Consider the following 25,117-nt stretch of genomic DNA (forward strand, 5'->3'; position numbering starts at 1 on the left):
CGCCTCCGCCTCGTCCGGCCGCGCCGGGCCTGAAACCCCACCTTCAGCCGCCGGAGACCGTGCCATGGGCGACGTGGTCAACCTCAACCGCTTCCGCAAGACCCGCGAACGGGCCGAACGCGCGAAGGAAGCCGAAGCGAATCGGGCCCGATTCGGACGCACCAAGGCCGAGAAGGAGCGCGACCGCAAGGAAGCCGAGCGGCGCACTCAGACTTTGGACGGGCATAAGCTGGACGGCGAGGCCTGACCGGTCCATCCAAAAGCATGGCCTGATATACGGCAAAGACCGAGCTTCCCACTGGGAATAACCTCAGCGTTTTTGTTACTATTGGATATACCGATAGTTCCCTATTGCGACTATCCGCCCGATCATGGGACAGTGCCTGCCAAGGGCGCCGGCGGGCGCCCCCGTTGGCTGTCGGGGAGGGCCGTCATCATGGTCGACATGACGTCGTATCGCGGATCCGTTCAAACGCCTCAGACGCACAATTCGGCATGGCTGCCGCCCATCCGGACGGTGGATACCGCCCGCCCCTGGGTCTGGCTGGCATCGGCCTGGCAGGACATGATGGCGGCCCCCGCCATCAGCTTCGCCTACGGGGCGCTGGCGGTGATCTCCAGCTTCGTGCTCGTGGTCGGGCTGGCGATGCTGGACATGGAATATCTCCTGCTGCCGATGGCGGCCGGCTTCATGCTGGTCGGCCCGCTCCTGGCGGTGGGACTTTACGAAACCAGCCGGCTGCTCGAGCTTGGCGAACGGCCGACCTTCGGCAAGGTGGCCGCCGCCTATCGCCGCAACGGGGTGCAGATCGCAGGGATCGGGCTGGTCCTGATGCTGGCGATGCTGGCCTGGATCCGCATCGCCTTCCTGATCTTCGCCCTGTTCTTCTCGGGCGAGCCGCCGGCACTCGACCAGCTGGTCGAGCGCATCTTCTTCTCGGCGGAGACCATTCCGTTCCTGCTGACCGGGACGCTGTTCGGCGGGATCATCGCGACGGCGGTCTTCTCCGTCGCCGTGGTGTCGATCCCGATGCTGCTGGACCGCGAGACCGACGTCTTCACCGCCATGGCGACCAGCATCGCCGTGGTGCGGGCGAACATCCGGCCGATGATCGCCTGGGGCTTCCTGATCGCCCTGTTCATGAGCGCCGGGATGGTCACCGCCTTCATCGGTCTGGCCATCGCCCTGCCGGTGATCGGTCATGCCTCGTGGCACTGCTACCGCGATCTGGTCGGCCCGGGGCGGTAACGCTGCCGCAAGCCCGGCATGAGGAAGCCCTCTTCCGTCCGCGGGAGAGGGCTTTTTCGTCAGCTCTTCTTGAAAAACGCCTCCGCCGCCGATTTCTGCGCCTGCTTGGCGGCGATGGCGGCGCGGGCGCGTTCGATCTCCGCCTGCAGGGTGGCGATGTAGGCCTCGATCTCGGCCACGCCCATCACGGTCAGGTCCTTCGGCGCCGGCTTGGCCTTGCGCGGCTCCAGATCCTCGAAACGGTCGTCGATGGCCATGGTATGGGTCCCTCCCTGCCGCGTGTTCCGCCTTCGCCTTGTCAGGCCGGCCGGGCAAATCTACCTTTCGAGCCTGACAATTCCAATGCACCGGTGCCGGCAAACGCCTGCCCGGCCACGCAAAAGAAGGGAAGAACGCCATGGGCCTCGCCTTGCCCGACAGCATGCGCTGCGTCGAGATCACCCAGCCCGGAGGGCCGGAGGTGCTGCGCCCCGCCCGCCGCCCCGCCCCGGTGCCGGGCCCCGGCGAGATCCTGGTGGAGGTCGCCGCCGCCGGCGTGAACCGCCCGGACACCCTGCAGCGCCAGGGCCGCTACGATCCGCCGCCGGGCGCGTCCGACCTGCCGGGGCTGGAGCTGTCCGGCACGGTCATCGCCATCGGCGAGGGTGTCGAGACCTGGGCCAGCGGCGACCGGGTCTGCGCGCTGGTGGCCGGCGGCGGCTATGCCGAGTATTGCGCGGTGCCGGCGGTGCAGGCCCTGCCGGTGCCCGGACCGCTGTCGATGGTCGAGGCAGCGGCGGTGCCGGAGACCTTCTTCACCGTCTGGACCAACGTGTTCGAGCGCGGCGCCCTGAAGCGCGGCGAGACGCTGCTGATCCATGGCGGGTCGAGCGGCATCGGCACCACGGCGATCCAGCTGGCCAAGGCCTTCGGCGCCACCGTCTTCACCACCGCCGGCAGCGACGACAAGTGCCGCGCCTGCGAGCAGCTCGGCGCCGACCGGGCCATCAACTACCGGACCGAGGATTTCGTCGCGGTGATCCGCGAGGCGACCGGCGGGCGCGGCGTCGACGTGGTGCTGGACATGGTCGGTGGCGACTACATCGCCCGCGACATCGACATCATGGCGGTCGACGGGCGCCACGTCTCCATCGCCTTCCTGCAGGGGGCGAAGGTGTCGCTGAACATGGCCCCGGTGATGACCAAGCGGCTGACCCTGACCGGGTCGACCCTGCGCGCCCGCCCGGTGCCGGAGAAGGGCCGCATCGCCGCCGCTCTGCGCGAACATGTCTGGCCGCTGCTGGAGTCCGGCGGCATCAAGCCGCAGATCCACTGCACCTTCCCGCTGGAGGAGGCCGCCGAGGCCCATCGCCTGATGGAAAGCAGCGCCCATATCGGCAAGATCGTGCTGACGATCGGCCCGGACGCGGCCTGAGCAGCCCGTCGGGAGCGGTCCGGGCGCGCGAACCGGACCGCATTTTGCGCTTTCTTCGCCGATCCGGTGCCGTCGGGCTTGCCATATGCTGCCAAGACGGGTTAGCAGAGGCGAGCGGGCGGCCGGGATTTCCCGGTGCGCCTGCGCAAGCATGCTTACGCGGACCGGCAATCGCCCTATATCGTGGTGACGAGAATGGGGCAGCCGCCCCGGAATCGCGGAACCGCTCTCGCGCCGCATAACCAGTTCGAACGGCCGGCCGCACCACCCGCCAGCGGGTGCGGCCGGTGAAGAGTTGTCAGGAGGGATGATGGCACTGCCCTTGATGCCGAAAGCGACGGCCGTTTGGCTGGTCGAGAACACGTCCTTGTCCTTCGAGCAGATCGCCGCCTTCTGCGGCATGCATTCGCTGGAAGTCCAGGCCATCGCCGACGGCGAGGTCGCGGTCGGCATGGTGGGGCTGGACCCCATCGCCAACGGCCAGCTGACCAAGCAGGAGATCGAGCGCTGCGAGAAGAACCAGGATCTGCGCCTGAAGCTGCTGGTCGCCGACCTGCCGCAGGTCGCCTCCCGGTCCAAGGGCCCGCGCTATACCCCGATCACCAAGCGCGGCGACAAGCCCGACGCCATCGCCTGGCTGCTGAAGCATCATCCGGAGCTGTCGGACGCCCAGGTCTGCCGCCTGATCGGCACCACCAAGCCGACCATCGCCGCGGTGCGCGACCGCACCCACTGGAACGTCGCCAACATCAAGCCGCGCAGTCCGGTCATGCTGGGCCTCTGCTCCGGCCGTGAGCTGGAAGAGGCGCTGGCCCTGGCCATCCGCCGCGGCGGCGTGCCCCGCGCGCCGGAGGATGCCGCCGAGGACTTCTACGGCGAGAACCGCGACGACGACCGTTATTCCGAACAGGAAGACGCCCACTGATGCCATCTCCCTCTCCCCGCCGCGGGAGAGGGCGTGAAAGCACGCGATGACCGACCGCAACACACCTCCGCCCCGGCTCGTCGTCGGCATCAGCGGCGCGTCGGGGGTGATCTACGGTATCCGCATGCTGCAGACGCTGCGGCGGATCGGCGTCGAATCGCATCTGGTCGTCAGCCGGTCCGCCGAGGTGACGCTGGCACATGAAACCAGCATGAAGGTGGCGGAGCTGCGGGCGCTGGCCGACGTCAGCTATTCCGCCGCCGACATCGGGGCGGCGATTTCCAGCGGCAGCTTCCGCACGCTGGGCATGGTGGTCGCCCCCTGTTCGGTCCGCACGATGAGCGAGATCGCCAGCGGCGTCACCTCCACCCTGCTGACCCGTGCCGCCGACGTGGCGCTGAAGGAGCGGCGGCGGCTGGTGCTGATGGTGCGGGAGACGCCGCTGCATCTGGGCCATCTGCGCACCATGACCGCGCTGGCGGAGATGGGGGCGGTGATCGCGCCGCCGGTGCCCGCCTTCTATGCCCGGCCCGAGGGCATCGACGATCTGGTGGACCATTCGGTCGGGCGGGTCCTGGACCTGTTCGGGCTGGATGCCGGCAACCTGCGCCGGTGGGGTGAGCGTCCGGCGGAGGGCTGACCTGCGCTGCATCGCGACAACAGGCGTCTTGGACCGCGGGCGCAATGCCGTTATACCGCTGTCGATGCGAAATGATGCGGGGCCGGCGCAGCCGCCGGCCGGCAGTAACCGGGACAAGCCGACCATGCCCTTCAGCAGTCAACCGAGCGAGCCCATCCGCCAGCTACTGGCCGGCATCAAGGCGTTCCGAGCCCGCTATTACGAGCGCCGGCCCGACAGCATGCGGCAGCTGGCAACCGAAGGGCAGCATCCGGAGGTTCTGCTGATCGGCTGTTCCGACAGCCGCGTCGATCCCGCCCTGCTGACCATGGCGGAGCCCGGCGAGTTGTTCGTCGTGCGCAACGTCGCCAACCTCGTCCCGCCCTACCAGCCCGACGGCGCCTATCACGGCACCTCGGCCGCCATCGAATATGCGGTCAAGTCGCTGAAGGTGTCGGAGATCATCGTGCTGGGCCACGCCCAGTGCGGCGGCATCCAGGGCCTGATCCGGCTGCGCGCCGGCCAGAAGTCCGACGACGATTTCGTGTCCCCCTGGGTGTCCATCGCCGGTTCGGCGCTCGATCCCTATGTCGGGCCGGAAGGCTCCGAACAGGCGCGGGCCGATGCGGAGAAGCTGCAGAACACCCCGGCGGTGATCGAACGGGCGGCGGTCCGCGCGTCGGTCGACAACCTGATGACCTTCCCCTTCGTGCGAGAAGGCGTCGAAGCCGGCACGCTGAACATCCATGGCTGGTGGTTCGACATCCAGTCGGGCGAGATGTGGGCCATCAACCCGACCACCCGCCTGTTCCAGCCGGTCGAGTAGGAAGACCGCGCAAACGCCGTACCCAGGCGCGGGTACGGGAATTTCGGGGCGCCCTACCCTGTTGAGAGCGAAGGAAAGAGGTTTTCTTCACTCCGACAAGAGGTAGGGAACGCCATGAAGACTGCACTTCCACTTGTGATCCTGGTCGCCGCTCCCCTTGCGCTGGCCGCCTGCAACCAGACCGGCAACAGCGGCAGCAGCGGTGGGCTGTTCGGCGGAAGCGGCGGCGGCGGACTGTTCGGGTCGGGCAGCTCCGATTCGTCCTATGCCCGCAACGGCCGCTGCGACGATCCGCGCTACAACACCTCCAACGGCGGGCGGGCGGAAGCCGGTACGGACGATTACGACTGCTCGCGCTACGGCGACGGGCTGAAGCGCTGAGCGGCGACCGCGAGTTCGGCGGCCATGCGCCCGGCGACCGATCGCCAATCGCCGGGCGCCGGCTGGCGGAACAGCCGGGCGGTCGGATACCATGGGCTGTCGTCGCGGCCGGTCATCCAGCGCCAGTCCGCCGAAAAAGGCAGCGCCACCCATAGCGGCACGCCGAGCGCCCCGGCCAGATGGGCGGGACCGGTACAGGACGATATCACCAAGTCCAGATTCGCCATGATCGCCGCCGTATCGGCGAAGTCGCCGATCTCCGGTCCCAGATCGGTGAAGCCGTCAGGCAAGGCCGCGCCGGCAAGGTCTTCGCGCCCCGGACCCATCTGCAATCCGTAGAACCTGCAGCCCGGCACGTCGAGAAGCCCCTTCAGGCCCGCCAGCCGGGGGGAGCGCTGGTCGTCGCTGGGAAAGCGCGGGTTGCCGGCCCAGACGAGGCCGACCCGCAGCCCGTCCGCCGGCGCAAGGCGCCCGCGCCAGACCGCGACGCGCGCGGGATCGGCCTTCAGATAGGGAACGGTCGCCGGCACCTCGTCTACCACCGTGCCGAAAGCGCGCGGCAGGCTCATCAGCGGGCATTCCAGATCGAAGGGCGGCAGCGGATCGCCGCGCGCGATCACCTGCGCCGGCCCCTCCACCCCCGCCGCAAGCGGCAGGAGGGACGGCTGCACCTCCAGAACCACCCTGCCGCCGCGGGCCGCCACCAGCGGGACGTAGCGCAGGAACTGCAGCGTGTCGCCCAGCCCCTGTTCGGCATAGAGCAGGATGGTCCGGCCCTCCAGCGCCTCCCCCGCCATGCCGGCTGGGAGAAGCGGCGCCAGGGCGGCTCGGCACGGTCATCATGGCGGCGCCACTCGAACTCCGGCCAGCCGCCGGCATAGTCGCCGGCCATCAGCCGGGCGAAGCCGAGGTTCCAGTGCAGCCCGGCATCCTGCGGCCGCTCAGCTAGCGCGCGCTCAAACGCGGTGGCGGCCTCCGCCGGCTGGGCCATGGCGATCAGAGCAGTGCCGCGGGCGGCCCACAGCGAGGGTCCGGGCCGCAGCCGCTCGGCATGGGCAAAGGCGTCCAGCGATTCGGCAAAGCGGCCCAGCTTCGCCAGCACCGCCCCCAGCACCTCCCACGCCTCCCCGGTGTCGCGGTCGACCGCCAGCGAGTCGCGGGCCGTTCCCTCGGCCTCGTTCCAGCGGCGTTGTGCGGCGAGGGCGGCGGCCAGGGTGGCATGGGCCACGGCGGACCGGCCGTTCAGGCGCAACGACCGGCGGGCGCAGCGCTCCGCCACCTGCGAATCGCCTTGGGACAGAAAGGCCGCGGCCCGGTTCGCCAGCGCATCGGCATGGTCGGGCGCCAGCGCCAGCGCCTGTCCGGCCGCGGCCAGCGCCGCATCGGACCGTCCCAGCCTGCGCAGGGCCCCGGACCGGCTGGCATGGGCATCGGCCAGTTCCGGCATCAGGCGCAACGCCCGGCCATAGAGCTGCACCGCCCGCTCCACCGCGCCCGCCGACTGTTCGGCCCCGGCCAGATTGGACCAGCCGCCGGCCGAATCGGGCCGCAGCGCCGCCGCAAGGCGAAGCCGCCGCACCGCCTCCTCCCCCCGGCCGGTCTGCGCGGCGAGGACGCCCAGAAGCTGCATGGCATCGGCATATTCGGGGTCAGCGCCCAGGATGCGGCGGTAGATGTCCTCCGCCTCCGTCACCCGGCCCGCCTGATGGTGGTCGAGCGCGATCAGCAGGGCCTGTGACAAAGTAACCATCGGAACTCTTGCGGGTTGGCGGGGGCCGGCGGCGTCCCAAATCATGCGCCGCCGCGACGTTGCCAGTCCAGCCGGACGCCGTCGCCAATCGTCGCAAACGGTCACAGAATCGGGATTTTCCCTGGATTGTCATGAGACTGACGCATCGCTATTGTCCGCGCCGTTTTGCAAGGAGCGGATCATGACCTCGCGCCCAGCCCGGGCCTTTTCCCAATACGGTGCCTGCCGGCCCTGCGCTCTTGCCGCCGCGGCTCTCATGCTGTCGCTCGGCGTCGCGGCGGCCCCGGCGCTCGCCAGCGAAGGCGCGAAGCCAAACGGCTGCCCGTGGGCGCAGGACATCACGCTGGAGATCAACGGCAAGACCCTGACCCTGAAGCAGGACGCCTTCACCGCCGTGACCGCCGAACCGATCGAGATCGAGCAGTTCAAGGTTTTTCCGCTGGTCGACCAACTGAAGCTGCGCATCATCGGCCCCAAGGGCCGCGAGTGGGAAGCAGCACTGACCCGTCTGGTCAGCGGCAAGCGCTGCAGCGCCTTCTATGCCGGCAAGCCCGTCCTGGTGTCGGACACCGTGCGCGATCCCAACGAACTGATCCTGAACCGGTAGGGTACAGGCCCAAGCGCTCAACCCCGGGCCAGGATCCCCGCCAGTTCGTCCAGCGCGGGGTCGCCGTCCGGCACCAGCAGCGCCATGTTGGCGGCGGCCAGCCCCGCACTGCCGCCCGGCTGCGGGATGAGGCCGGCGGCGGCGAACAGCCGGTCCTGCTGGACACGCTCGGCCTCCAGTTCCGCGGCCTTCATGCGGCGGTAGAATGCGTCGTCCTCCGCCTTGGCGCGGCGGCGCAGGGCGCGCAGGGGTCGGACGACCTCCTCCCGCCAGCCGGAAACGGCCGAATCGATGCGGGCCAGTTCGGCCTCGGACAGGCGGACGCCGCACTTCAGCCCCGCCCAGGCGGCGAACAGCAGCACATTGACGTCCACCCCGCGGCGGTCCTGCAGCGACAGGCAAAGGGCCGGCACCCCCGGCCGCCCATAGACGGCCAGGGAGAAGTCCCAGAACGGGTTCGCCGTCCCGCTCAATCGCCGAAGCTGATGTTCAGGCCGCGGGCGGTCTTGACCAGCGCCCCGTCCAGTTCGACGCAGGAGTAATGCTCGATCGCCTCGGTGATCGGCACGTCGATGACGCCGCGATTCGACCAGGCGACCATACGGTTGAACTTGCCCTCCGCGATCAGGTCGACGGCATGGACGCCGAAGGCCGACGCGATCAGCCGGTCGCGCGGGCTGGGCATGCTGCCGCGCTGGACATGGCCCAGGACGGTGACGCGCGTCTCGGCCCCGGTGGCGTCGGCGATCTTCTCGCCGATATAGTCGCCGATGCCGCCATAGCGCTTCTCGCCACCCTGCAGCACCTTCTTGACGCCGGTTCCCTCCAGCGTCTTCACCGCCTCCGACACCACCACCAGGGCGAAGTTGCGGCCGGAATTGCGGACGTCCTGGATCTTCGCGGCAATGCTCTCGATGGAATAGGCGATCTCGGGGATCAGGATCACGTCGGCCCCGCCGGCGATGCCGGCCGCCAGCGCGATATGGCCGGCGTCGCGGCCCATCACCTCCAGCACCATCACGCGGTGGTGGCTGGCCGCGGTCGGCTGCAGGCGGTCCAGCGCCTCCACCGCCACGGCGACGGCGGTGTCGTAGCCGACCGACACCTCGGTCTTGCCCAGGTCGTTGTCGATGGTCTTGGGCACGCCCACCATCGGGAAGCCGCCCTTCTGCGCCAGCTTGTGCAGGATGGCGAAGCTGCCATCGCCGCCGATGCCGATCAGCGCATCCAGGCCAAGTTCACGGTAGCCGCCGATGATCTCGTCCGACCGGTCCTTCAGCGTGCCGTCGGGCATCGGATAGGCGAAGGGGTCGCCGCGGTTGGTCGTGCCCAGGATGGTGCCGCCCTGACGCATCATGTGGCCGTCGACGGAGCCGAGGTCGAGCGTCTGGTACTGCACCGGGCGCTGAAGCAGGCCCTGCGTGCCTTCCTTGATGCCCAGCACCTGCCAGCCATAGCCGGTGGCGCGGTGGACCACCGCACGGATGACGGCGTTCAGCCCGGCGCAGTCGCCGCCGCTGGTCAGGATGCCGATGCGCTTGCCGGCTTTCTTTGGGGCAGTCATTGAGGGGTTCCCGTCCCGTTCGCCTGTTTGTTGAAATCGACCACCATGTTACCGGAACAGGCATTTCCCGCAATCGTTGCCCGCATCCGCAAAGGTGGAATGCCCCTGTCCAGTGATCGCACCATTCCTTATCGCCAAAGGACCGAACCCGTGGTTTGACGGTGCCGCACCGCCGGAAATCTGGTATAGTCCGGCCCGCCCAGCCAAAGGGCCACCCGCAAGAGCACCCCGATCCACCCGGGGAAACGGCCATTTCCAACGGGCGCGATGAACGAGCAAGAGATTCTGAAGGAAAAGCTGGCGAGCTTGCGCAGCGAGCACCGCGACCTGGACGACGTCATCGCCCGGCTTGCCGAACGCGCGCCCTACGACCAGCTGCAGATGCAGCGGCTGAAAAAGCGCAAGCTGATGCTGAAGGACCAGATCATGGTCCTGGAGAGCCGGCTCCTGCCGGACATCATCGCGTAGGCATGCCCTCTCCCACTGCGGAAGAGGGCGTCGAACCCGCCCTCAGCCCTTCTTCGGCACCGTGAAGAACTGGATGCCCATCTGGAAGCTGCGGGCGATGTTCTCGGCCTTGCCGATCAGGAAGGCGGCGCCGTCGGCCGGGAAGAGTTCGTGCGCGGTCTCGCGGAACAGGCCCAGCCAGCGTTCGAAATGCTGCGGCTCCAGCCCCAGAGAAATGTGGACGGGCATCGGACGCCCGTCATAGCGCTGGGTCAGCAGGGCGATGGACGACCAGAAATCCATCATCTTGCGCAGGTGCGGTTCCCAATCGGTGATCGCCCGGCCGAAGATGGGGCCGAGCACGTCGTCCTTCATGATCTTGCCGTAGAAGGTCCGGACCAGTCTTTCGATCGACGCCTCGTCGATGCCGACGGTCGCCATCCGCTCCTCCGCCATGGCGGTGCGGATGTCGCGGCGCTCGTTGCGCTGGTCGTCGCTGGGAACGCTGTCGGTCATGCGATGGGTCCGGTCCGGAATTGCCTAGGGTCTATCCTGTTCATATAGGACCGCACCATAGGTGGAACCATGTTCCGCCGGAAGGGCCGGGATGTCGCAGCCGATGGGGCGGATTCGCCCTGCGGCGGGCTCCGGGCCGGCGGCGCCTCTGGACAGCGGCCCGACTCCACCTATAATGCGCCGCTTTCCGGACCTTGAGGAAAGCGCCACGCCGTGTCCGCCGAACACTCCCCGAACAGCGCCGTTCCGGCCAACGACGTCGCGGCCGACGGCGTCCTGCCGCAGGTCGGCATCATCATGGGCAGCCAGTCCGACTGGACGACCATGAAGCACGCCGCCGATACCCTTGCGGCGCTGGGCATCCCGCACGAGGTCCGGATCGTCTCCGCCCACCGCACGCCCCATCGGCTGGTGGACTATGCCACCACCGCCAAGGCGCGCGGGCTGAAGGTGGTGATCGCCGGCGCCGGCGGCGCCGCCCATCTGCCGGGCATGGCCGCGTCGATGACTCCGCTGCCGGTCTTCGGCGTCCCGGTAGAAAGCCACGCGCTGAAGGGCATGGACAGCCTGCTCTCCATCGTGCAGATGCCGGGCGGCGTTCCCGTAGGCACGCTGGCCATCGGCAAGGCGGGCGCCATCAACGCCGCCCTGCTGGCCGGCTCGGTCATTGCGCTGATGAACCCGGCGGTGGCCGAGGCGCTGGACGGCTGGCGCGCGCGCCAGACCGCCGCGGTGGCCGAGGCGCCCGTCGACGACCCGACCTGACAGCGAGAAGACCGTACCCCCATGACCGGCAATCCGACTGGCACCGCCCTGCCCCGTCTCGCCCCCGGTTCCACCATCGGCATGCTGGGTGCCGGGCAGCTCGGCCGGATGACGGCGCTGGCCGCCGCAAGGCTGGGCTACAAGACCCATGTCTACGCCCCCGACGCGGCGGACAGCCCGGCGGCACAGGTCAGCGCCGCGGCGACCGTCGCCGGCTGGGACGACCTGGACGCGCTGGAACGCTTCGCCCGCTCGGTCGACGTGGTGACGCTGGAGTGGGAGAATGTCCCCGTGGCGACGGCGGAGCATCTGCGCCGCTTCACCAACCTGCATCCCGGCCCCAACGTGCTGTCGGTGGCGCAGGACCGCATTGCGGAGAAGAGCTTCGTCAACCGGCTGGGCATCGCGACGGCACCCTGGCGCGCCGCCAACAGTGCCGAGGAGGTCGCCCGTGCGGTGGCGGAGATCGGGCCGCGCTGCGTCCTGAAATCGACGCGGCTGGGCTATGACGGCAAGGGGCAGGCGCGGCTGGAGGCCGGCGGCGATCCGGCCGCCGCCTGGAGCGCCATCGGCGGCGGCAAGCCCGGCGTCGAAGGAATCGTCGAGGGATTCGTCACCTTCGCCTGCGAGGTGTCGGTGATCGTCGCCCGCGGCGCCGACGGCACCATGGTCGCCTATCCGGCGGTGGAGAACCGGCACAAGGACGGCATCCTCGACGTCACCGTCGCCCCCGCCTCGCCGGACAAGGTATCGGCGGAGACGGCGGCGGAAGCCGACCGCATCGCCCGGCGCATCGCCGAGGCGCTGGATCTGGTCGGCGTCCTGGCGGTGGAGATGTTCGTCACCGCCGACGGCGCCGTGCTGGTCAACGAGATGGCGCCGCGCCCGCACAATTCCGGCCACTGGACGATGGACGCCTGCGCCACCTGCCAGTTCGAGCAGCTGGTGCGCGCGGTCTGCGGCCTGCCGCTGGGCTCCGTTGAGCGGGTGGCCGATGCCGAGATGACAAACCTGATCGGCGACGACGTGCTGCGCTGGCCGGACCTGCTTGCGGAACCCGGCGCCCGCCTGCACCTGTACGGCAAGGCGGAGGCGCGGCCCGGCCGCAAGATGGGCCACGTCAACCGGTTGTTCCCGCGCCGCTGACCTGTCTGAATCGTACCGTTTCCCAGGCCCCGCGATCCTCCGGTCGGCGGGGCCTTTTTCATTCTGGCCCTTCGCCGCTCGCTGCCGGACCGGCCGAATCCATTACGTAACCGGAATGATCGCGCCCTGTTTGCGCCCTGGGATAACTCCATTCCGAAAAATGTGAAGAGGCCATACCGGTTTATTCACATTCGCGACAGAGATGTCACAAATTGTCGCGTTTTGCCGGGCCGAAGCTCTTCGGTCCTCGACAGGCTTTTAACCCATGTCAACATTGGTTACTCTACGTCACATTCACGCTGAAACTCTCTAAACTTTGATGTAATTTGTAGCCGCATGACGATGCCCCTGGCGCAGGACAATGCAGGACGCTCCACCCCCGTGATAGGCCCGGTCGTCGGATCGCTGGCCGGTCCGGTCGGACCTCGACGGCCTCAGTCCAGCCGCGACCGGGACCGCTTCGTCGGCTTCGCCTTCGCCGCCGCCGATCTGCTGATCGAGACGGACGGGCTCGGCAACATCCTGTTTTCCGCCGGCGCCCGCTGCCGCCTGACCAAGGGCGAGGTCGGCGGGCTGGTGGGCACCAACCTGATGGAGGTGGTGGCCCCGAGCGACCGCAAATACGTCCATGTCCTGTTCGAGCGCATCCGGGAGAAGGCGCGGATCAAGCCGTCGCGCGTGCTGTTCCAGTCCTTTGACGGGCAGCAGTTCCCGGCTCTCCTGGGCGGCTGCCGGCTCGATTCCTGTCCGGGGTCGCTGTTCCTGACCGTTCTGCTGACCGTGCCGCCGCGGACCGGCGCCACCGGCTCCGCCGCGCAGGGGGAGTTGCTGGACCAGACCGGCTTCGCCAACATCCTGGAGGAGCGGCTGCTCGCCGCCCGCGAGAAGGGGTTGGACCAGGGGCTGACGCTGCTGCTGGTCGAAGGGCTGCAGGCGATGGTCGATGCGATGCCGGAAGGGGCGGCGGCCGAGGTGCGCGACGGCATCGACGCCTATCTGCGCGGCATCTCCGCCGACGGCGACAGCGCGGGCCAACTGGGCGGCGACCGCTACGGCATCGTCCATGCCGCTGACATCGACGGGCGCGAGGTGCAGGGCCACATCGCCCAGATCATCGAGGCGGCGGGCGGCGCCCTGCCCGGCGGCATCCGCTCCTGGACCCTGGACATGGCCGACGACCGGCTGGACCCTGCCGACGCCGCCCGCGCGCTGGTCTATACCGTGCAGGCCTTCGCCTCCGCCCAGGGCGGGGAATTCACCATCTCCAGCCTGGAGGATGGCGCCAACCGCCTGATGGCCGGCGCGGTGGAGCGGATCGGGCAGCTGCGCGCCACCATCGACAACCGCGACTTCATCGTCGTCTACCAGCCAATCGTCGATATCGCCACCGGCGCCGTCCATCACCTGGAGGCGCTGACCCGCGTGGAGGGGACGAGTTCGCCGGCCGACTTCATCACCTTCGCCGAGGATGTCGGGCTGATCTACGATTTCGACCTGCTGCTGACCCAGACGGTGCTCGACACGCTGAAGGAGTTCCGCAAGGAGCCGAAGCTGCCGGACGTGGCGATCAACCTGTCGGCCAAGACGCTGATGAGCCCGATCTTCCTCAAGCAGTTCCTGTCGGTCGTCGCCCCCTATGGCGATCTGGCCGCGAAGCTGCTGATCGAGGTGACGGAAACGGTGGTCGTCACCGACATCGCCAAGCTGAACGAGGTGCTGCAAAAGCTGCGCGAGGCCGGATTCCGCATCTGCCTGGACGATGTCGGGGCGGGATCGACCAGTTTCCAGTCGCTCTACGGCATCCAGGCCGAATATGCCAAGATCGACGGCAAGTTCGTCCGTGGCGCGGTCAACAGCCCGCGCGACATGGCGATGCTGCGCTCCATGGTGGATGTCTGCCGCCAACTCGGGATGGAACTGATCGGCGAGCAGGTGGAGGAGACGGTACATGCGGACCTGCTGACCGGCCTCGGCGTGACGCTGGCACAGGGCTTTCTGTTCAGCCGGCCATCGCGGGATTTCGCCTACTTCGCCAAGGATTGGTCCAAGGTGCGCAGCGGCGGCAAGGTGCTGCTGAAGAGCTGAAACTGTACAACTCCCGCGTTCCGCCGTTTTTGCCCTTGGCTTTACCCCGGCGTTTACCTAACCTTTAGACACTAAACGACGGGGAGCGCCATGCCGATCCACCTTCCGTTGGGGAGTGGCGAGGCGCCGGAACTCTCCCTCGATCTTGCGAATCTGGTGGTCGAGAACGCCGCCGATTCGATCTTCGTCATGGATACGGAGGGCCGCACCGTCTTCGCCAACCCGGCGGCCGAGCGCACCTTCGGCTGGTCGCTGGCGGAGATGCGGGGGGAGGTGCTGCATGACATGCTGCACCACCATTATCCCGACGGCCGCCCCTTTCCCATGTCGGAATGCCCGCTTGGCGATGTCTTCGTCCGGCATCAGACGCTGGACAAGCACGAAGACGTGTTTTTCCACCGCGACGGCAGCATGGTCCATGTCGCCTGCTCCAACGCGCCGGTGCTGCAGGGCGAGCGGATGATCGGCGCGGTGCTGATCGCCGTCGACATCACGGAACGCAAACTGATCGAACGGAAGCTGGCCGCAGCGCTTGCCGCGAAGGAAGCGCTGATCAAGGAGGTCCATCACCGGGTGAAGAACTCGCTGATGATGGTCGTCGGCCTCCTTCAACTGCAGGGCCATCAGGTCGCCGATCCGGCAGCCCGAAGCCATTTCGACGAGGCGGGGCGCCGGGTGACCGCGGTGGCGCAGATGCATGAACGGCTTTACCGCATCGAAGATGTCGAGTCGGTCGACTTCGGCGAATTCCTGGGCGAACTGTGCAAGGAATCGATGGCCGCCGGGACGGACAGCTTGCGGATCGCGCTCGACCTCAACATCCAGCCGATGGTCCTGCCGACCGACACCGCCCTGCCGCTGGCCCTGCTGGCGAACGAGCTGGTGACCAACGCCCTGAAGCATGCCTTCCCGGAGAACCGCCGCGGCCGCGTGGCTGTCCGCTTCGCACCGACGGAGGAGGGCTGGCTTCTTCAGGTTGCCGACGACGGCATCGGATTGCCCGACGGCTTCGAACGGACGTCGCTCCGTTCACTGGGCATGCGGCTGGTGAAGACGCTGGCGGGGCAGCTGGGCGCGGTTCTGGACATCGAACGCACGGCGGGAACCGTATTCACCCTGCGCGGGCCGATGCTGCCGGCGTAGAGACCCCCGATCCTCAGGCCGGCAGCGCCACGCCCCGGCAGGAACAGCCATCGAGAGCGTCCATTCCGGGCATGCTGTGGACCTGGTCAAGGCGGCGGCGGGCGGCGTCCAGAAGTTCCCGGTTGCGGGCAAGAAAGTCGTTACCGGCGTGGCCGTCGTGCAGCCGCATGCGGCGCAGCAGATCCTCTGCCTGATCCAGCGTTTCCATGATGCTCAATGCGGTATTGGCGTCCATCGTCGCCCTCATCTTCTCTTCGCCGCCCCCGGCCTTCGCGGTGCGGTCCGTCACATGCCGGTAACACTAACCACCGCAATTCACGGTCAGGTAGAGGATATTTGGTCGCACGTTCCGGAAAAAGAGTGGCTTTTAATTTGTTATTTTCGATTGATTGAATCGTTTCTCTTCAGCCAATCGGTTTGAACGCGGATCACCTTTTCGGTGGCGGAAAATGCCTGACGGCGGGTAAGAACCAGAATGACGCCGCTGCTGGCCGCGATCAGGGGAATCGGCCCGATGATCCAGGCAAGTGCCGCCAGCGCGAAGTAATAGGCGCGCATGCCGCCGTTCAGCGCGGTGATGGCCAGGGTCAGCGCCTCGCCGATGGTCCGGGAGATGGCATCGCGGTCCTCAATGCTCACCGGCGGCATCGGCGCCGATCCGATCAGGGCGCAGCAGTAATTGTACTGGCGCAGCGCCCAGGTGAACTTGAAGAAGCCGAAGGTGAAGATCACCACCATCAGCAGCATCTTGATCTCGAACAGCTGGCGCGAGGTATGGACGGTGAAAGACAGGTTCGACACCAGTTCCTGCGCCCGCTCCGCCGCACCGAAGGACCCGATCAGGCCGGCCAGCACCAGCATGTTGGTGGAGGCGAAGAAGGTGCAGCTGTGCATGGTGTGGCCGACCAGCTGCGAATCCATGATGCGGTTCTCGCGTTCCAGCATCCGCTCGATCCAATGGCGGCGCACGACCTTCAGATGCTGATTGACCACGTTGCGGCCGGACAGCAGATGGTCCTGGATGACGGTGAAACCGACCCAGGAGGCGACGAACCAGACGAAGGCGATGATGTCGAGCGTGGTGGCATCGGGCGGCATGATGGCGGGATCGCGTCAGGTGGCGGACAGCCCGCACCGTGTACGCCCGCCGCGCACGGCTGTCCATCGAGGGATGTCGCGGATCGCGGCGGCGCCCGCCTTACCCCGCCTTACCCATCCCCCTGTCCGCGCCCCTGCACCGCCTTCAGCACATGGACGCGGATGGCACTGGACAGGTTGCCGGTGCGCGTCTGGTCGATTTCCTCGATCAGGGCATTCACCGACAGGCCGCGCGCCTGCGCCACGGATTTCAGGGCGTCCCAGAACTCTTCTTCCAGGGAAACGCTGGTGGGATGGCCGGCAATCAGGACCGAACGCTTCTTCATGGTCACGCACGCATCGGTTTACAGGATGGGGGTGGTCAGAGGAAGGCCGGAACGGCCGGGACGGACACCCCCACCCTAACCCCAAGCTTAGCCGGGACCAACCATCCGTTCGGGGCGAACCCATTGATCGAATTGCTCATCCGTCAGGAGTCCGAGTTCCCGCCCGGCCTCCTTTAGGCTTGTCCCTTCCTTGTGGGCCTTCTTGGCGATCTTCGCCGCATTGTCATAGCCGATGTGCGGGTTCAGCGCCGTCACCAGCATCAGGCTGTCGGACACCAGCCTGGCGATGCGGTCGCGGTTGGCCTCGATTCCCACCACGCAATTGTCGGTGAAGCTCATCGCCGCGTCGGTCAGCAGGCGGATCGACTGCAGGACGTTGAAAGCGATCACCGGCTTGAACACGTTCAGCTCGAAATGTCCGGTGGCGCCGGCGACGGTGACGGTGGTGTGGTTGCCCATCACCTGGGCGCAGACCATCGTCATCGCCTCCGACTGGGTCGGGTTGACCTTGCCGGGCATGATGGAGGATCCGGGCTCGTTCTCCGGCAGCGACAGCTCGCCGATGCCCGACCGCGGGCCGGAGCCCAGAAGGCGGATGTCGTTGGCGATCTTCATCAGCGACACCGCCAGCGTGTTCAGGTGGCCGTGGACATCAACCAGGGAATCGTGGGTCGCCAACGCCTCGAACTTGTTCTCCGCCGTGACGAAGGGAAGGCCGGTGAAGGCCGCCACCTCCTCCGCGAAGGCTTCGGCGAAGCCCGGCTTGGCGTTCAGCCCGGTGCCGACCGCCGTGCCGCCCTGGGCCAGCCGGTAGAGCTGCGGCAGCGATCCCTTCACCCGGCCGATGCCGTAGGACACCTGCGCCGCATAGCCGGAGAATTCCTGCCCCAGCGTCAGGGGCGTCGCGTCCTGCAGATGGGTGCGGCCGATCTTCACGATGTCCTGGAAGGCGTCGGCCTTGGCGTCCAGCGCCGTGCGCAGATGCTCCAGCGCCGGGATCAGGCTGCGGACGATCTCGTCGGCCGCCGCGATGTGCATGGCGGTGGGGAAGCTGTCGTTCGACGACTGCCCCATATTGACATGGTCGTTGGGGTGGATCGGCGTCTTGGACCCCATGGTGCCGCCCAGCGCCTCGATGGCGCGGTTGGCGATCACCTCATTCGCGTTCATGTTGGTCTGGGTGCCGGAGCCGGTCTGCCAGACCACCAGCGGGAAGTGATCGGCCAGCCGGCCGTCTATCACTTCGTCCGCCGCGGCCATGATGGCAGCGCCGAGCTTCGGGTCGAGAACGCCCAGCTTCATGTTGGCCGCCGCGGCGGCGCGCTTCTGGATGCCCAGCGCGCGGACCAGCGGGACCGGCATGCGCTCCCCGCCGATGCGGAAATTCTGCAGGGAGCGCTGGGTCTGCGCGCCCCAGTAACGGTCGGCCGGAACTTCGATGGGGCCGAAGCTGTCGGTTTCGGTGCGGACGCCACTCATGGCTGGACCTTTCCTGATCGCCGCTTTTGGTCACGGGTGGGACGGGTTGCAATCGCCGCCGCCCCGCCTGATCTTTGAGGCGATGCCCCCGACGGCAAGGGACGCCAAGGGCATAGCAAGCATGAGCGCGAGCGACTCGGCAGGAATCCTCGCTCTTCCCTCGAATTTGTTCTTGTTGCGTTCGTGTTTCTTCCGTACGCTTTCCTGGTGAACCAACGGGTTGCCGCGATGGCGCCCGATGAAGGCCGCGCAGGCGGCTGTCGAAGCCAATGGGGGACGGAATGGACGATCTTGCACCGGACCATGTCCGCGCGTTCATTGCCCGGACGCGCGTTGCGGAAATGAAAAGCCGCGGCTGGCGCGTTCTCGGCCCGGGGGAAGAAGGGTCCATCCTGATGGAAGGCCCGATGCTCGCCAGCCGGACGGCGGTGCTCGACGCCCCCATCGGCGGGCTCTTCGACGACCTGATCGCCCGCGCGCTGGAGCGTGCCGACACCCGAGACCGGATCGACGCCCGCCGCGCCGCCTGAGGTCGGCGGTCTCGACCCGGTGATGGCTTCCAAGAAGGCGTAAATCCGGCTTACCCATTGATCCGACTGCGGATTATCGCAGTTCCCTCACAGTCGGGCAGCGGCGGAGTACATCCGTCCGCGCCCGCTCCGCCATCCCTCGGCGTTGCCGACGGCGGCAGAAGCGTCAGCATTTTCAGGGGGTTGTGGTTATCCGATAGGCTGCGGAGGATGCACCCTTTGGTAGTCCATCCCTCCAATTCCCCGGGCGCTCTGAGAAACCGGACATAGCGTTGCGTGTTGTTCTAGGAACAGGGCACGCGCCGGGACATCCGGCAAGGAAGGAAAGCCGCAGGTTTCGGGCCATCGCCCCATGCGATCGGATTACCTCTTTGGAATGGTCATAGCGCTATTGCTTCAGATCGGAAGTACCACCGAAGATACGACCTGCCGCATATCCCTGTTAGGAAGTCCTTAACCGGCCCGATGGCTTGATAAGTCCATCGGGAACGCTCAGGCCAAGGGAGATTTACATGATCGGCGCCGTCAACTCGAAGAAGATCAACGCATCCTCTGCGGCTCACATCGCGCTTCTCGACCAGTTCATTCGGCTGACTCAAGACACCATCGTGGAACAGGACGATGCCTTCGTCCGCGACAGTCTTGTCGATCTCCTGTCCAGCCTGCGCAACGAACGCGCCGACTATGCCGAGATCATCGGCGTGTCCGCGTTGAACCGCGCCGCCTGATCCCGGCCTCTCCGGTCCGGACCTTCAGGTCTCAGCGTCCCCTTCTGCCGCCAGCGCTGACAGCGCGTCGCCGGTCAGCCGGTAGGGAAGCCATTCCTTCATCTGGCGGAAGCCCACCCGGTCGTAGAAACCGCGCGCCGGGTTCCAGTCCAGGACACTCAGATCCACACGGCGGTAGCCGCGCTCCACCGCGCGCTGGGCCACCGCGGCCAGCAGCTTGCGGCCGACGCCGTAGCGGCGGGCATCCGGCGTGACGTAGAGGTCCTCGACATACAGACCGGGCCGTCCCTCCCAGGTCGAGAAGTTGCGGAAGGTCAGGGCGAACCCGACCGGCGCGCCGTCCAGTTCGGCGATCAACGCCTCGAACACCGGCTGCTCTCCCCAGCCGTCCCGGCGGAAATCCTCCTCGGTGGCCTTGACCGCGTCGGCCTCGCGCTCGAACTCGGCCAGTTCACGGACGAACCGCAGGATGGTGGCGCAATCCGCCTCGACGGCGGGGCGGATGGTGACGGTCGGCATCGGCGGCAGGCTCCCCGCTTGGGATGAAAACGAAAAAGGGAGCGGACCATAGCCCGCCCCCCGCCTTTCCGCATCCCTCTTGAACCGGCCGCACCGCTCAGTCGTCGCCGCCGCCCTTCAGGTCCAGGATGCTGCGCAGTTCCTGCACGCGCCGCTCGGCGCTGTGTTCGGACAGCACCCGCTTGCGCGCCCGCCGGCCCAGGTCGGTCAGGTGGTTGCGCGGCAGCATCATCGCGGTGGTGACGTCGTCGGTCTGGGCGGCGACCAGGATCTCCCGGCCGGGCTCGAAGAAGCTGTCCAGCCCCTCCCACTGGTCGGCGACGATGGCGGCGCCGCAGGCGGCGGCAAGGAACAGCCGGTCGGACGGGCACCAGCCGATCTTCCGCTCGTCGTCGCGCGCCAGCGTCAGCGCCAGACTGGCGGATGCCAGCACATCGGCATGCGCGGCTGGATCCAGATCCGGGAAAGTCAGGATGTTGGAGGCGCGCGGCACCCCATCCGGCAGGTCGGTGCCGACCAGCACGAAGCGCCGCCGGGTCAGCCGCTGCGCCGGATCGATGAAGAAGCTGCCCAGCCCCTCGCGGATTCCGTCAGGACCGGAGACGATGCAGCAGAGGTCGCCCAGATAGTCCCGCTTGAAGTCGCCGGGTTTGTCCGCCTCCGGCACGATCCAGGGATAGAGCGGCGCCACCGCCTCCGCCCCCGCCTTGGCGCGGTAACGCTCCAGCGCCGGCCCGCCGCAGGAGGCGAGCACCATGTCGAAGCCGCCCAGCCCGTCGGCCGGCAGATGGTCCACCGTCTCCCCCGCCTCCAGCGCCGTCAGGCTGACCGGAGCCTCTGGATCGTAGAGCGCACGGCGAACGGCCTTGGAGTTGCGGACGAGGTTGGCCGCGGCGCGGGCGTCCGGTCCGTGCGCCACCACCAGCGCCACGCCGGCATCGTCGGCCTGCGCCGCCGCGTCCACCGCCACGGCGTCCCAGTCGCCGTAGGACAGCACGTCGCCGCCGGGGATCGTCCAGGGCGTCGCCGCGTCCGGGCCGGCCCGTTCGACCGCGACCACGCGATGGCCGCGGATCGCCAGCGCCTGGATCAGCGCTCGCCAGCGCACCATGTGCCCGCCGTCGTGGCGATATCCGTTGGTCAAGCCGAAGATCACGATTTTCATGGCGTCGGCACCTTTGGCGTTCCGTGGCAGAAGGCGGCCCCTTCATGGAAGCGGCAGCAAGTCAACGCGGCTGGTCGGGGCGGGTTCCGGCATATGGTCCGGGTGCCGCTTCCCTGTGCCGAAGCGGTCCCAAAGGACGAAGACCCGCCGGGCGAGGGCCGCGAAGCTATGGGTACGAAAGGTGATATGGACCGCGCCGCCCGCCGTGCAAGCGCACCCGCGGACCGGCATGGATGCAAAGCGCGGCATAGGCCGTTATGAAGGCGAATTGACGGTTGAGCGGCGCGGCCGGGCGTCCTAGGGTCACGCTCCGCCCTCCCCTTCCGATCACGGTCGAGCGCATGCGACTTCCGTTCCGTCATCCCGCCCGCTTCCTTCTCGCCACCCTGCTGATGGCCGGCTGCCAGAGCACCGGCGCCACCGCCCCGGTGGCGGGCGGCCCGGCCGCCACCTCCGGTGCTGCGGCACCCGCCGCCGTCCCGTCGCAGGTCGCCGTGCAACAGTCCGTCTCCTTCGCCGAATGGCTGGCGGCGCTGCGCGCCGAGGCGCTGTCGCAGGGCATCCGTCCGCAGACCTTCGACCGCGCCTTCCAGCGCGTGAAGCTGTCCGAGCGCGTCGTGGAACTCGATTCGTCCCAGCCCGAGTTCACCCGGCAAGTGTGGCAGTATTTGGACAGCGCCGTGAATGAAAAGCGCGTCCAGGACGGCCGGCGGAAGCTGCAGGAGCATGCGGCGTTGCTTTCCCGCATCACCCGCCGCACCGGCGTTCCCGGGGAGATCCTGGTCGCCTTCTGGGGCGTGGAGTCCGACTACGGCAAGTCGACCGGCAACTTCTCCGTCATCGACGCGCTGACGACGCTGGCCTTCGAGGGCCGCCGCGCCGCTTACTTCCGGTCGGAACTGCTGGCGGCGCTGCGCATCCTCGATTCCGGGGACATCGCGCCGGAACGCATGACCGGCTCCTGGGCCGGCGCCATGGGCCAGACCCAGTTCATGCCGACGGTCTTCCTGCGCAACGCGGTGGACGAGGACGGCGACGGCCACCGCGACATCTGGGGCAGCATGCCGGATGTGCTGGCCTCCACCGCCAAGTTCGTGCTCGCCAACGGCTGGAAGCAGGGCGAACCCTGGGGGCAGGAGGTGCGGCTTCCCGACGGCTTCCCCTACGACCAGGCGGAGCTGAGCATCACCAAGCCGCTGTCGGAATGGCGCCGGCTGGGCGTGCGTCCGCTGGACGGCAGCGATCTCTCGGGCGACGCCCCGGCGGCGATCCTGGTGCTGGCCGGTCATCGCGGCCCGGCCTTCCTGGTGCGCGACAATTTCCGCGCCATCATGCGCTACAACCCGTCCACCAGCTATTCGCTGGCCGTCGCCATGCTGGCCGACCGCATGACCGGCAAGCCCGGCGTCCAGGGCGGCTGGCCGCGCGAGGAACAGGCGCTGAGCCGCGACGAACGCATCGACCTGCAGCAGCGGCTGGCGTCGCTGGGCATGGAGCCGGGGGCTGCCGACGGCATCGTCGGAGCGAACACGCGCAACGCCGTGCGCCGCTTCCAGGCGTCGATCGGCGAGATCCCGGACGGCTTCGCGACCAAGGCGCTGCTGGAGCGGCTGCGGCAGCGGTCGTGAGGGGGTGAAGGTTAGACCCCCACCTTGATCCTCCCCCGCTGGGCGGGGAGGAGATAGGAGCTTTGTCGAAGTGTGGCGGCAGTCCCTCCCCGCCCAGCTCTCGCACAAAGCTTCGCTTTGTGCTGACGCGACAGGCGGACCATAGGTCCGCTGAGAGCGGGGGAGGATAGGTGGGGGTCTAACGCATCCGGGCGGACCCGCCCTCACCCACCATCTCGCCGCGAACAAGCCCCCAAGCCACCGGCAGCAGCATCGCCGCCACCCCGGCACCTACCAGCGCATCGGGTGCACCGTCCATCAACAGCCAGCTGACCGCCAGCCCCGCCAGACCGGTGCCCAGCGGCAGCACATCCTTGCGGGAACACAGCCAGATCGCCCGCAGGGTCAGCGTGCCGCGCCGCCCGGCGAACAGCAGGGTCGCGGCGGTCACGGTCACGCCGATGGCGAACAGCAGGGCGAGGCTGGCGAGCGGCACGTCGGGAAACGCCATGCCGGTGATGCTGCGCCCGGCAACCACCACCAGCGCCACCGCGGCGAGGGCCAGCACCACCCCCTGCATGGCCGACAGCCGCGCACGCCATTCCGGCGCATGTCCCATGCCGGCCAGCGCCGCGCCGTTGGTCGCCGCATGGTTCAGAACCAGCAGCCCCGCCGCCCACAGGGAGACCGCCTGCGTCGCATTGGCGGCGGCGAGCAGCAGGGCGCCGAGCAGCCCATTCACCACCATCGACATCCGCATCGTGTGCTTCAGGTCGCCCGATCCACCCGCCGGCCGGGGGGATCCGCCGCCGCCACAGGAACCGCCACAGCATCCGCCGTCCATCTCTCCGCCCTTTCACAAACGACCCGGACCAGGATCATAGAAGCCGCCCGCCAGCCCGTCCACTCCCATCAGGATATTCTAATATAACAGGCGCCGGGTCCGCGATGTCATCGAAAGGGGTGCCCGTCCCGTGCCCCAACCCTTTCGAACAGCGGCAGGGATAATCCCGCCTGCCGAAGGGTGCAGGCGACGTCTCATTGGTCGGTCACCCGTCCCCCTCCATGAAAAGCCGCGGCACGAGGCGGATATGGGGGTGAGACAGCCGCATCACCGGAACCGCTCCATGACGAAGCGCCCCGCCTCTCCCGTCAAGATCCTGATCGTCGACGACAACCCGCTGCTGCAGCGGGCGTTGAAGGACATGCTGGGGCTCTGGGGCGTCGGTCAGATCACCGCGGTCGCCAATGGCCAGGAAGCCAAGGATGCCCTGCGCCGCGAGGTCTACGACCTGATGGTGACGGACTGGGTGATGGAGCCGGTGGGCGGCGCCCAGCTGATCCAATGGGTGCGCCAGTCCGCGAACAGCATGCGCCCCGCCATGCCGATCATCGTGCTGACCGCGAACGCCGACCTCGCCACCGTGCGCAGCGCCTGGGATGCCGGGGCGGATTCCGTCCTGGCGAAGCCGGTGCCCGCCGCCACGCTGGCCCGCCGCATCGACGCGGTGCTGAACCGGCGCGAAGCGGCGCCCCGCAGCGGCACCGAACCCCGCAACGAGAGCCGCACCGGCGGCAACCAGCCTTCCTCTCACCAGCCCCCTCACAGCCTTTTGCCCCGCTGCCCGCGGCATTGCGCCCGCCCTCGGGTGGAGGAGCGCAGCTGCCGCCGCCGGCTCCGCCGTCCCTGCCCCCTACGGCAACCCCGCCGGACTCCGGGGCGGCAACGCTGCGCAGTGACGATCCCAAGCGGGTCCGGCTGATGCTGGCGCTCGACAAGCTGGAAGCGGCGATCGACCGCCCCGACCCCATCGGCAGCCGGCTGCGCCACGCCCTGTCCGACCTGCAGTTGGCTGCCGCCGGCGATTCCGCCGCGTCGTCGATCGTCTCGTCGCTGTCCACCTGCATCACCTGGGTGGAGCCGGAGGTGGAGGGCTATGTCGACGCCCTGCAGGCCCATGCCGCGGCCTTGCGCTGGCTGGTGGGTTCCGACGGCAGCACCCAGTCGATGGCGGTGGCGCTGTGCCTGATCCGCACCCTGCGCGCCAGCGTCCGCACCCTTGCCGCCCGCGGCCAGACCGACTTCGGCACTTGGCCGGAGGGTGGCAGCCCGGTGCCTTCCGGCAAATCCCCCTGACGGGACGCTGAGTCCGCCCCCATATCGTCTGGAGAGGGTCTGGGCGAGAGGGGGCGGAGCAGGAAATTCCACAAGGCAGGGCTTTCCATAC

The 25,117-nt window shown here is 68.1% G+C and carries 31 protein-coding genes; 18 read left to right on the plus strand and 13 right to left on the minus strand.

What is annotated here, in order from left to right; translation table 11 throughout:
• Positions 1 to 64: 64 nt before the first annotated feature.
• Both AB8P05_RS02720 and AB8P05_RS02725 read left to right on the plus strand, forming a co-directional pair.
• Complete coding sequence (locus AB8P05_RS02720; RefSeq protein WP_472758702.1) at positions 65 to 247, plus strand: DUF4169 family protein; 183 nt, start codon at positions 65 to 67, stop codon at positions 245 to 247.
• Between the two features lie 189 nt (positions 248 to 436).
• Positions 437 to 1,249: a DUF2189 domain-containing protein gene (locus tag AB8P05_RS02725; RefSeq protein WP_472758703.1), complete on the plus strand. Its 813-nt coding sequence runs from the start codon at positions 437 to 439 to the stop codon at positions 1,247 to 1,249.
• Positions 1,250 to 1,308: 59 nt separating this feature from the next.
• Here AB8P05_RS02725 and AB8P05_RS02730 read toward each other — a convergent pair whose 3' ends face one another.
• Positions 1,309 to 1,506 carry a DUF1192 family protein gene (locus tag AB8P05_RS02730; RefSeq protein ID WP_455171775.1) on the minus strand — a complete coding sequence of 66 codons (198 nt, stop codon included), beginning with the start codon at positions 1,504 to 1,506 and terminating at the stop codon, positions 1,309 to 1,311.
• A gap of 140 nt (positions 1,507 to 1,646) precedes the next feature.
• Between AB8P05_RS02730 and AB8P05_RS02735 the strand changes: the two genes are divergently transcribed.
• The 5 genes from AB8P05_RS02735 to AB8P05_RS02755 all read left to right on the plus strand — a co-directional run bounded on the left by AB8P05_RS02735 (position 1,647) and on the right by AB8P05_RS02755 (position 5,414).
• Entirely contained in the window at positions 1,647 to 2,663 is a 1,017-nt protein-coding gene (locus AB8P05_RS02735) for an NAD(P)H-quinone oxidoreductase (RefSeq protein ID WP_472758704.1), read from the plus strand.
• A gap of 310 nt (positions 2,664 to 2,973) precedes the next feature.
• Entirely contained in the window at positions 2,974 to 3,588 is a 615-nt protein-coding gene (locus tag AB8P05_RS02740; protein ID WP_472758705.1) for a DUF1013 domain-containing protein, read from the plus strand.
• 46 nt (positions 3,589 to 3,634) lie between these two features.
• Entirely contained in the window at positions 3,635 to 4,228 is a 594-nt protein-coding gene (locus tag AB8P05_RS02745; RefSeq protein WP_472758706.1) for a UbiX family flavin prenyltransferase, read from the plus strand.
• Between the two features lie 124 nt (positions 4,229 to 4,352).
• Positions 4,353 to 5,033, plus strand: coding sequence for a carbonic anhydrase (locus AB8P05_RS02750; RefSeq protein ID WP_455171779.1), 681 nt, complete (start codon positions 4,353 to 4,355; stop codon positions 5,031 to 5,033).
• 114 nt (positions 5,034 to 5,147) lie between these two features.
• Complete coding sequence (locus AB8P05_RS02755; RefSeq protein ID WP_472758707.1) at positions 5,148 to 5,414, plus strand: hypothetical protein; 267 nt, start codon at positions 5,148 to 5,150, stop codon at positions 5,412 to 5,414.
• Here the strand turns inward: AB8P05_RS02755 and AB8P05_RS02760 are convergent.
• Positions 5,390 to 6,085 (minus strand): glycosyltransferase family 9 protein, encoded by a 696-nt coding sequence (locus tag AB8P05_RS02760; protein WP_472758708.1) that lies wholly within the window; start codon positions 6,083 to 6,085, stop codon positions 5,390 to 5,392. The genes AB8P05_RS02755 and AB8P05_RS02760 overlap by 25 nt on opposite strands.
• Complete coding sequence (locus AB8P05_RS02765; protein WP_472758709.1) at positions 6,031 to 7,164, minus strand: tetratricopeptide repeat protein; 1,134 nt, start codon at positions 7,162 to 7,164, stop codon at positions 6,031 to 6,033. The genes AB8P05_RS02760 and AB8P05_RS02765 overlap by 55 nt, the downstream gene beginning before the upstream one ends.
• 181 nt (positions 7,165 to 7,345) lie before the next feature.
• Between AB8P05_RS02765 and AB8P05_RS02770 the strand changes: the two genes are divergently transcribed.
• Positions 7,346 to 7,771, plus strand: coding sequence for a hypothetical protein (locus AB8P05_RS02770; protein ID WP_472758710.1), 426 nt, complete (start codon positions 7,346 to 7,348; stop codon positions 7,769 to 7,771).
• 17 nt (positions 7,772 to 7,788) lie between these two features.
• Here AB8P05_RS02770 and AB8P05_RS02775 read toward each other — a convergent pair whose 3' ends face one another.
• Both AB8P05_RS02775 and AB8P05_RS02780 read right to left on the minus strand, forming a co-directional pair.
• Positions 7,789 to 8,244: a TIGR02444 family protein gene (locus AB8P05_RS02775; protein WP_472758711.1), complete on the minus strand. Its 456-nt coding sequence runs from the start codon at positions 8,242 to 8,244 to the stop codon at positions 7,789 to 7,791.
• Positions 8,241 to 9,335, minus strand: a complete 1,095-nt coding sequence (locus AB8P05_RS02780; protein WP_455171784.1) for an ATP-dependent 6-phosphofructokinase — start codon at positions 9,333 to 9,335, stop codon at positions 8,241 to 8,243. The genes AB8P05_RS02775 and AB8P05_RS02780 overlap by 4 nt, the downstream gene beginning before the upstream one ends.
• A gap of 267 nt (positions 9,336 to 9,602) precedes the next feature.
• On the opposite strand from AB8P05_RS02780, the gene AB8P05_RS02785 reads away from it, so the two are divergent.
• Positions 9,603 to 9,803, plus strand: coding sequence for a YdcH family protein (locus AB8P05_RS02785; RefSeq protein ID WP_012974357.1), 201 nt, complete (start codon positions 9,603 to 9,605; stop codon positions 9,801 to 9,803).
• A gap of 42 nt (positions 9,804 to 9,845) precedes the next feature.
• On the opposite strand, the gene AB8P05_RS02790 is transcribed toward AB8P05_RS02785, so the two are convergent.
• On the minus strand, positions 9,846 to 10,298 hold the full coding sequence (locus AB8P05_RS02790) for a group III truncated hemoglobin (protein ID WP_455171785.1): 453 nt from the start codon (positions 10,296 to 10,298) through the stop codon (positions 9,846 to 9,848).
• 213 nt (positions 10,299 to 10,511) lie between these two features.
• Between AB8P05_RS02790 and purE the strand changes: the two genes are divergently transcribed.
• From purE to AB8P05_RS02810, 4 genes are all read left to right on the plus strand, one after another.
• Positions 10,512 to 11,063 carry a 5-(carboxyamino)imidazole ribonucleotide mutase gene (purE, locus tag AB8P05_RS02795; RefSeq protein ID WP_472758712.1) on the plus strand — a complete coding sequence of 184 codons (552 nt, stop codon included), beginning with the start codon at positions 10,512 to 10,514 and terminating at the stop codon, positions 11,061 to 11,063.
• 21 nt (positions 11,064 to 11,084) lie between these two features.
• Complete coding sequence (locus AB8P05_RS02800; RefSeq protein WP_472758713.1) at positions 11,085 to 12,209, plus strand: 5-(carboxyamino)imidazole ribonucleotide synthase; 1,125 nt, start codon at positions 11,085 to 11,087, stop codon at positions 12,207 to 12,209.
• A gap of 336 nt (positions 12,210 to 12,545) precedes the next feature.
• Positions 12,546 to 14,294 carry an EAL domain-containing protein gene (locus tag AB8P05_RS02805; protein ID WP_472758714.1) on the plus strand — a complete coding sequence of 583 codons (1,749 nt, stop codon included), beginning with the start codon at positions 12,546 to 12,548 and terminating at the stop codon, positions 14,292 to 14,294.
• Positions 14,295 to 14,384: 90 nt separating this feature from the next.
• The gene (locus AB8P05_RS02810; RefSeq protein ID WP_472758715.1) at positions 14,385 to 15,437 is read left to right on the plus strand and encodes a sensor histidine kinase; all 1,053 of its coding nucleotides are present in this window, start codon (positions 14,385 to 14,387) and stop codon (positions 15,435 to 15,437) included.
• A 13-nt stretch (positions 15,438 to 15,450) separates the two neighbouring features.
• Here the strand turns inward: AB8P05_RS02810 and AB8P05_RS02815 are convergent, their stop codons facing one another.
• From AB8P05_RS02815 to fumC, 4 genes are all read right to left on the minus strand, one after another.
• Positions 15,451 to 15,726 (minus strand): hypothetical protein, encoded by a 276-nt coding sequence (locus AB8P05_RS02815; RefSeq protein ID WP_472758716.1) that lies wholly within the window; start codon positions 15,724 to 15,726, stop codon positions 15,451 to 15,453.
• 86 nt (positions 15,727 to 15,812) lie between these two features.
• Positions 15,813 to 16,535: a DUF599 domain-containing protein gene (locus tag AB8P05_RS02820; RefSeq protein ID WP_472758717.1), complete on the minus strand. Its 723-nt coding sequence runs from the start codon at positions 16,533 to 16,535 to the stop codon at positions 15,813 to 15,815.
• A gap of 110 nt (positions 16,536 to 16,645) precedes the next feature.
• Positions 16,646 to 16,861 (minus strand): ribbon-helix-helix domain-containing protein, encoded by a 216-nt coding sequence (locus AB8P05_RS02825; protein WP_472758718.1) that lies wholly within the window; start codon positions 16,859 to 16,861, stop codon positions 16,646 to 16,648.
• An 87-nt stretch (positions 16,862 to 16,948) separates the two neighbouring features.
• Positions 16,949 to 18,340 carry a class II fumarate hydratase gene (gene fumC, locus AB8P05_RS02830; RefSeq protein ID WP_472758719.1) on the minus strand — a complete coding sequence of 464 codons (1,392 nt, stop codon included), beginning with the start codon at positions 18,338 to 18,340 and terminating at the stop codon, positions 16,949 to 16,951.
• Between the two features lie 395 nt (positions 18,341 to 18,735).
• Here fumC and AB8P05_RS02835 point away from each other — a divergent pair, with 395 nt between their 5' ends.
• On the plus strand, positions 18,736 to 18,870 hold the full coding sequence (locus tag AB8P05_RS02835; protein ID WP_472758720.1) for a hypothetical protein: 135 nt from the start codon (positions 18,736 to 18,738) through the stop codon (positions 18,868 to 18,870).
• A 512-nt stretch (positions 18,871 to 19,382) separates the two neighbouring features.
• A complete protein-coding gene (locus tag AB8P05_RS02840) occupies positions 19,383 to 19,598 on the plus strand; it encodes a hypothetical protein (protein ID WP_472758721.1) in 216 nt (71 codons plus the stop codon).
• 24 nt (positions 19,599 to 19,622) lie between these two features.
• Here AB8P05_RS02840 and AB8P05_RS02845 read toward each other — a convergent pair whose 3' ends face one another.
• Entirely contained in the window at positions 19,623 to 20,117 is a 495-nt protein-coding gene (locus tag AB8P05_RS02845; protein WP_455171796.1) for a GNAT family N-acetyltransferase, read from the minus strand.
• A gap of 97 nt (positions 20,118 to 20,214) precedes the next feature.
• Positions 20,215 to 21,282: a glycosyltransferase family protein gene (locus AB8P05_RS02850; protein WP_472758722.1), complete on the minus strand. Its 1,068-nt coding sequence runs from the start codon at positions 21,280 to 21,282 to the stop codon at positions 20,215 to 20,217.
• 341 nt (positions 21,283 to 21,623) lie between these two features.
• Between AB8P05_RS02850 and AB8P05_RS02855 the strand changes: the two genes are divergently transcribed.
• Positions 21,624 to 22,910 carry a lytic murein transglycosylase gene (locus AB8P05_RS02855; RefSeq protein WP_472758723.1) on the plus strand — a complete coding sequence of 429 codons (1,287 nt, stop codon included), beginning with the start codon at positions 21,624 to 21,626 and terminating at the stop codon, positions 22,908 to 22,910.
• Between the two features lie 178 nt (positions 22,911 to 23,088).
• Here the strand turns inward: AB8P05_RS02855 and AB8P05_RS02860 are convergent, their stop codons facing one another.
• Positions 23,089 to 23,649, minus strand: a complete 561-nt coding sequence (locus AB8P05_RS02860; RefSeq protein WP_472758724.1) for a hypothetical protein — start codon at positions 23,647 to 23,649, stop codon at positions 23,089 to 23,091.
• 367 nt (positions 23,650 to 24,016) lie between these two features.
• Here AB8P05_RS02860 and AB8P05_RS02865 point away from each other — a divergent pair, with 367 nt between their 5' ends.
• Positions 24,017 to 24,652, plus strand: a complete 636-nt coding sequence (locus AB8P05_RS02865) for a response regulator (RefSeq protein ID WP_472758725.1) — start codon at positions 24,017 to 24,019, stop codon at positions 24,650 to 24,652.
• Positions 24,652 to 25,026 (plus strand): hypothetical protein, encoded by a 375-nt coding sequence (locus AB8P05_RS02870; RefSeq protein ID WP_472758726.1) that lies wholly within the window; start codon positions 24,652 to 24,654, stop codon positions 25,024 to 25,026. Before AB8P05_RS02865 ends, AB8P05_RS02870 begins: the two co-directional genes overlap by 1 nt.
• The last annotated feature ends 91 nt before the right edge of the window (positions 25,027 to 25,117 follow it).

This window comes from Azospirillum sp. VT-I1 (assembly GCF_055698305.1).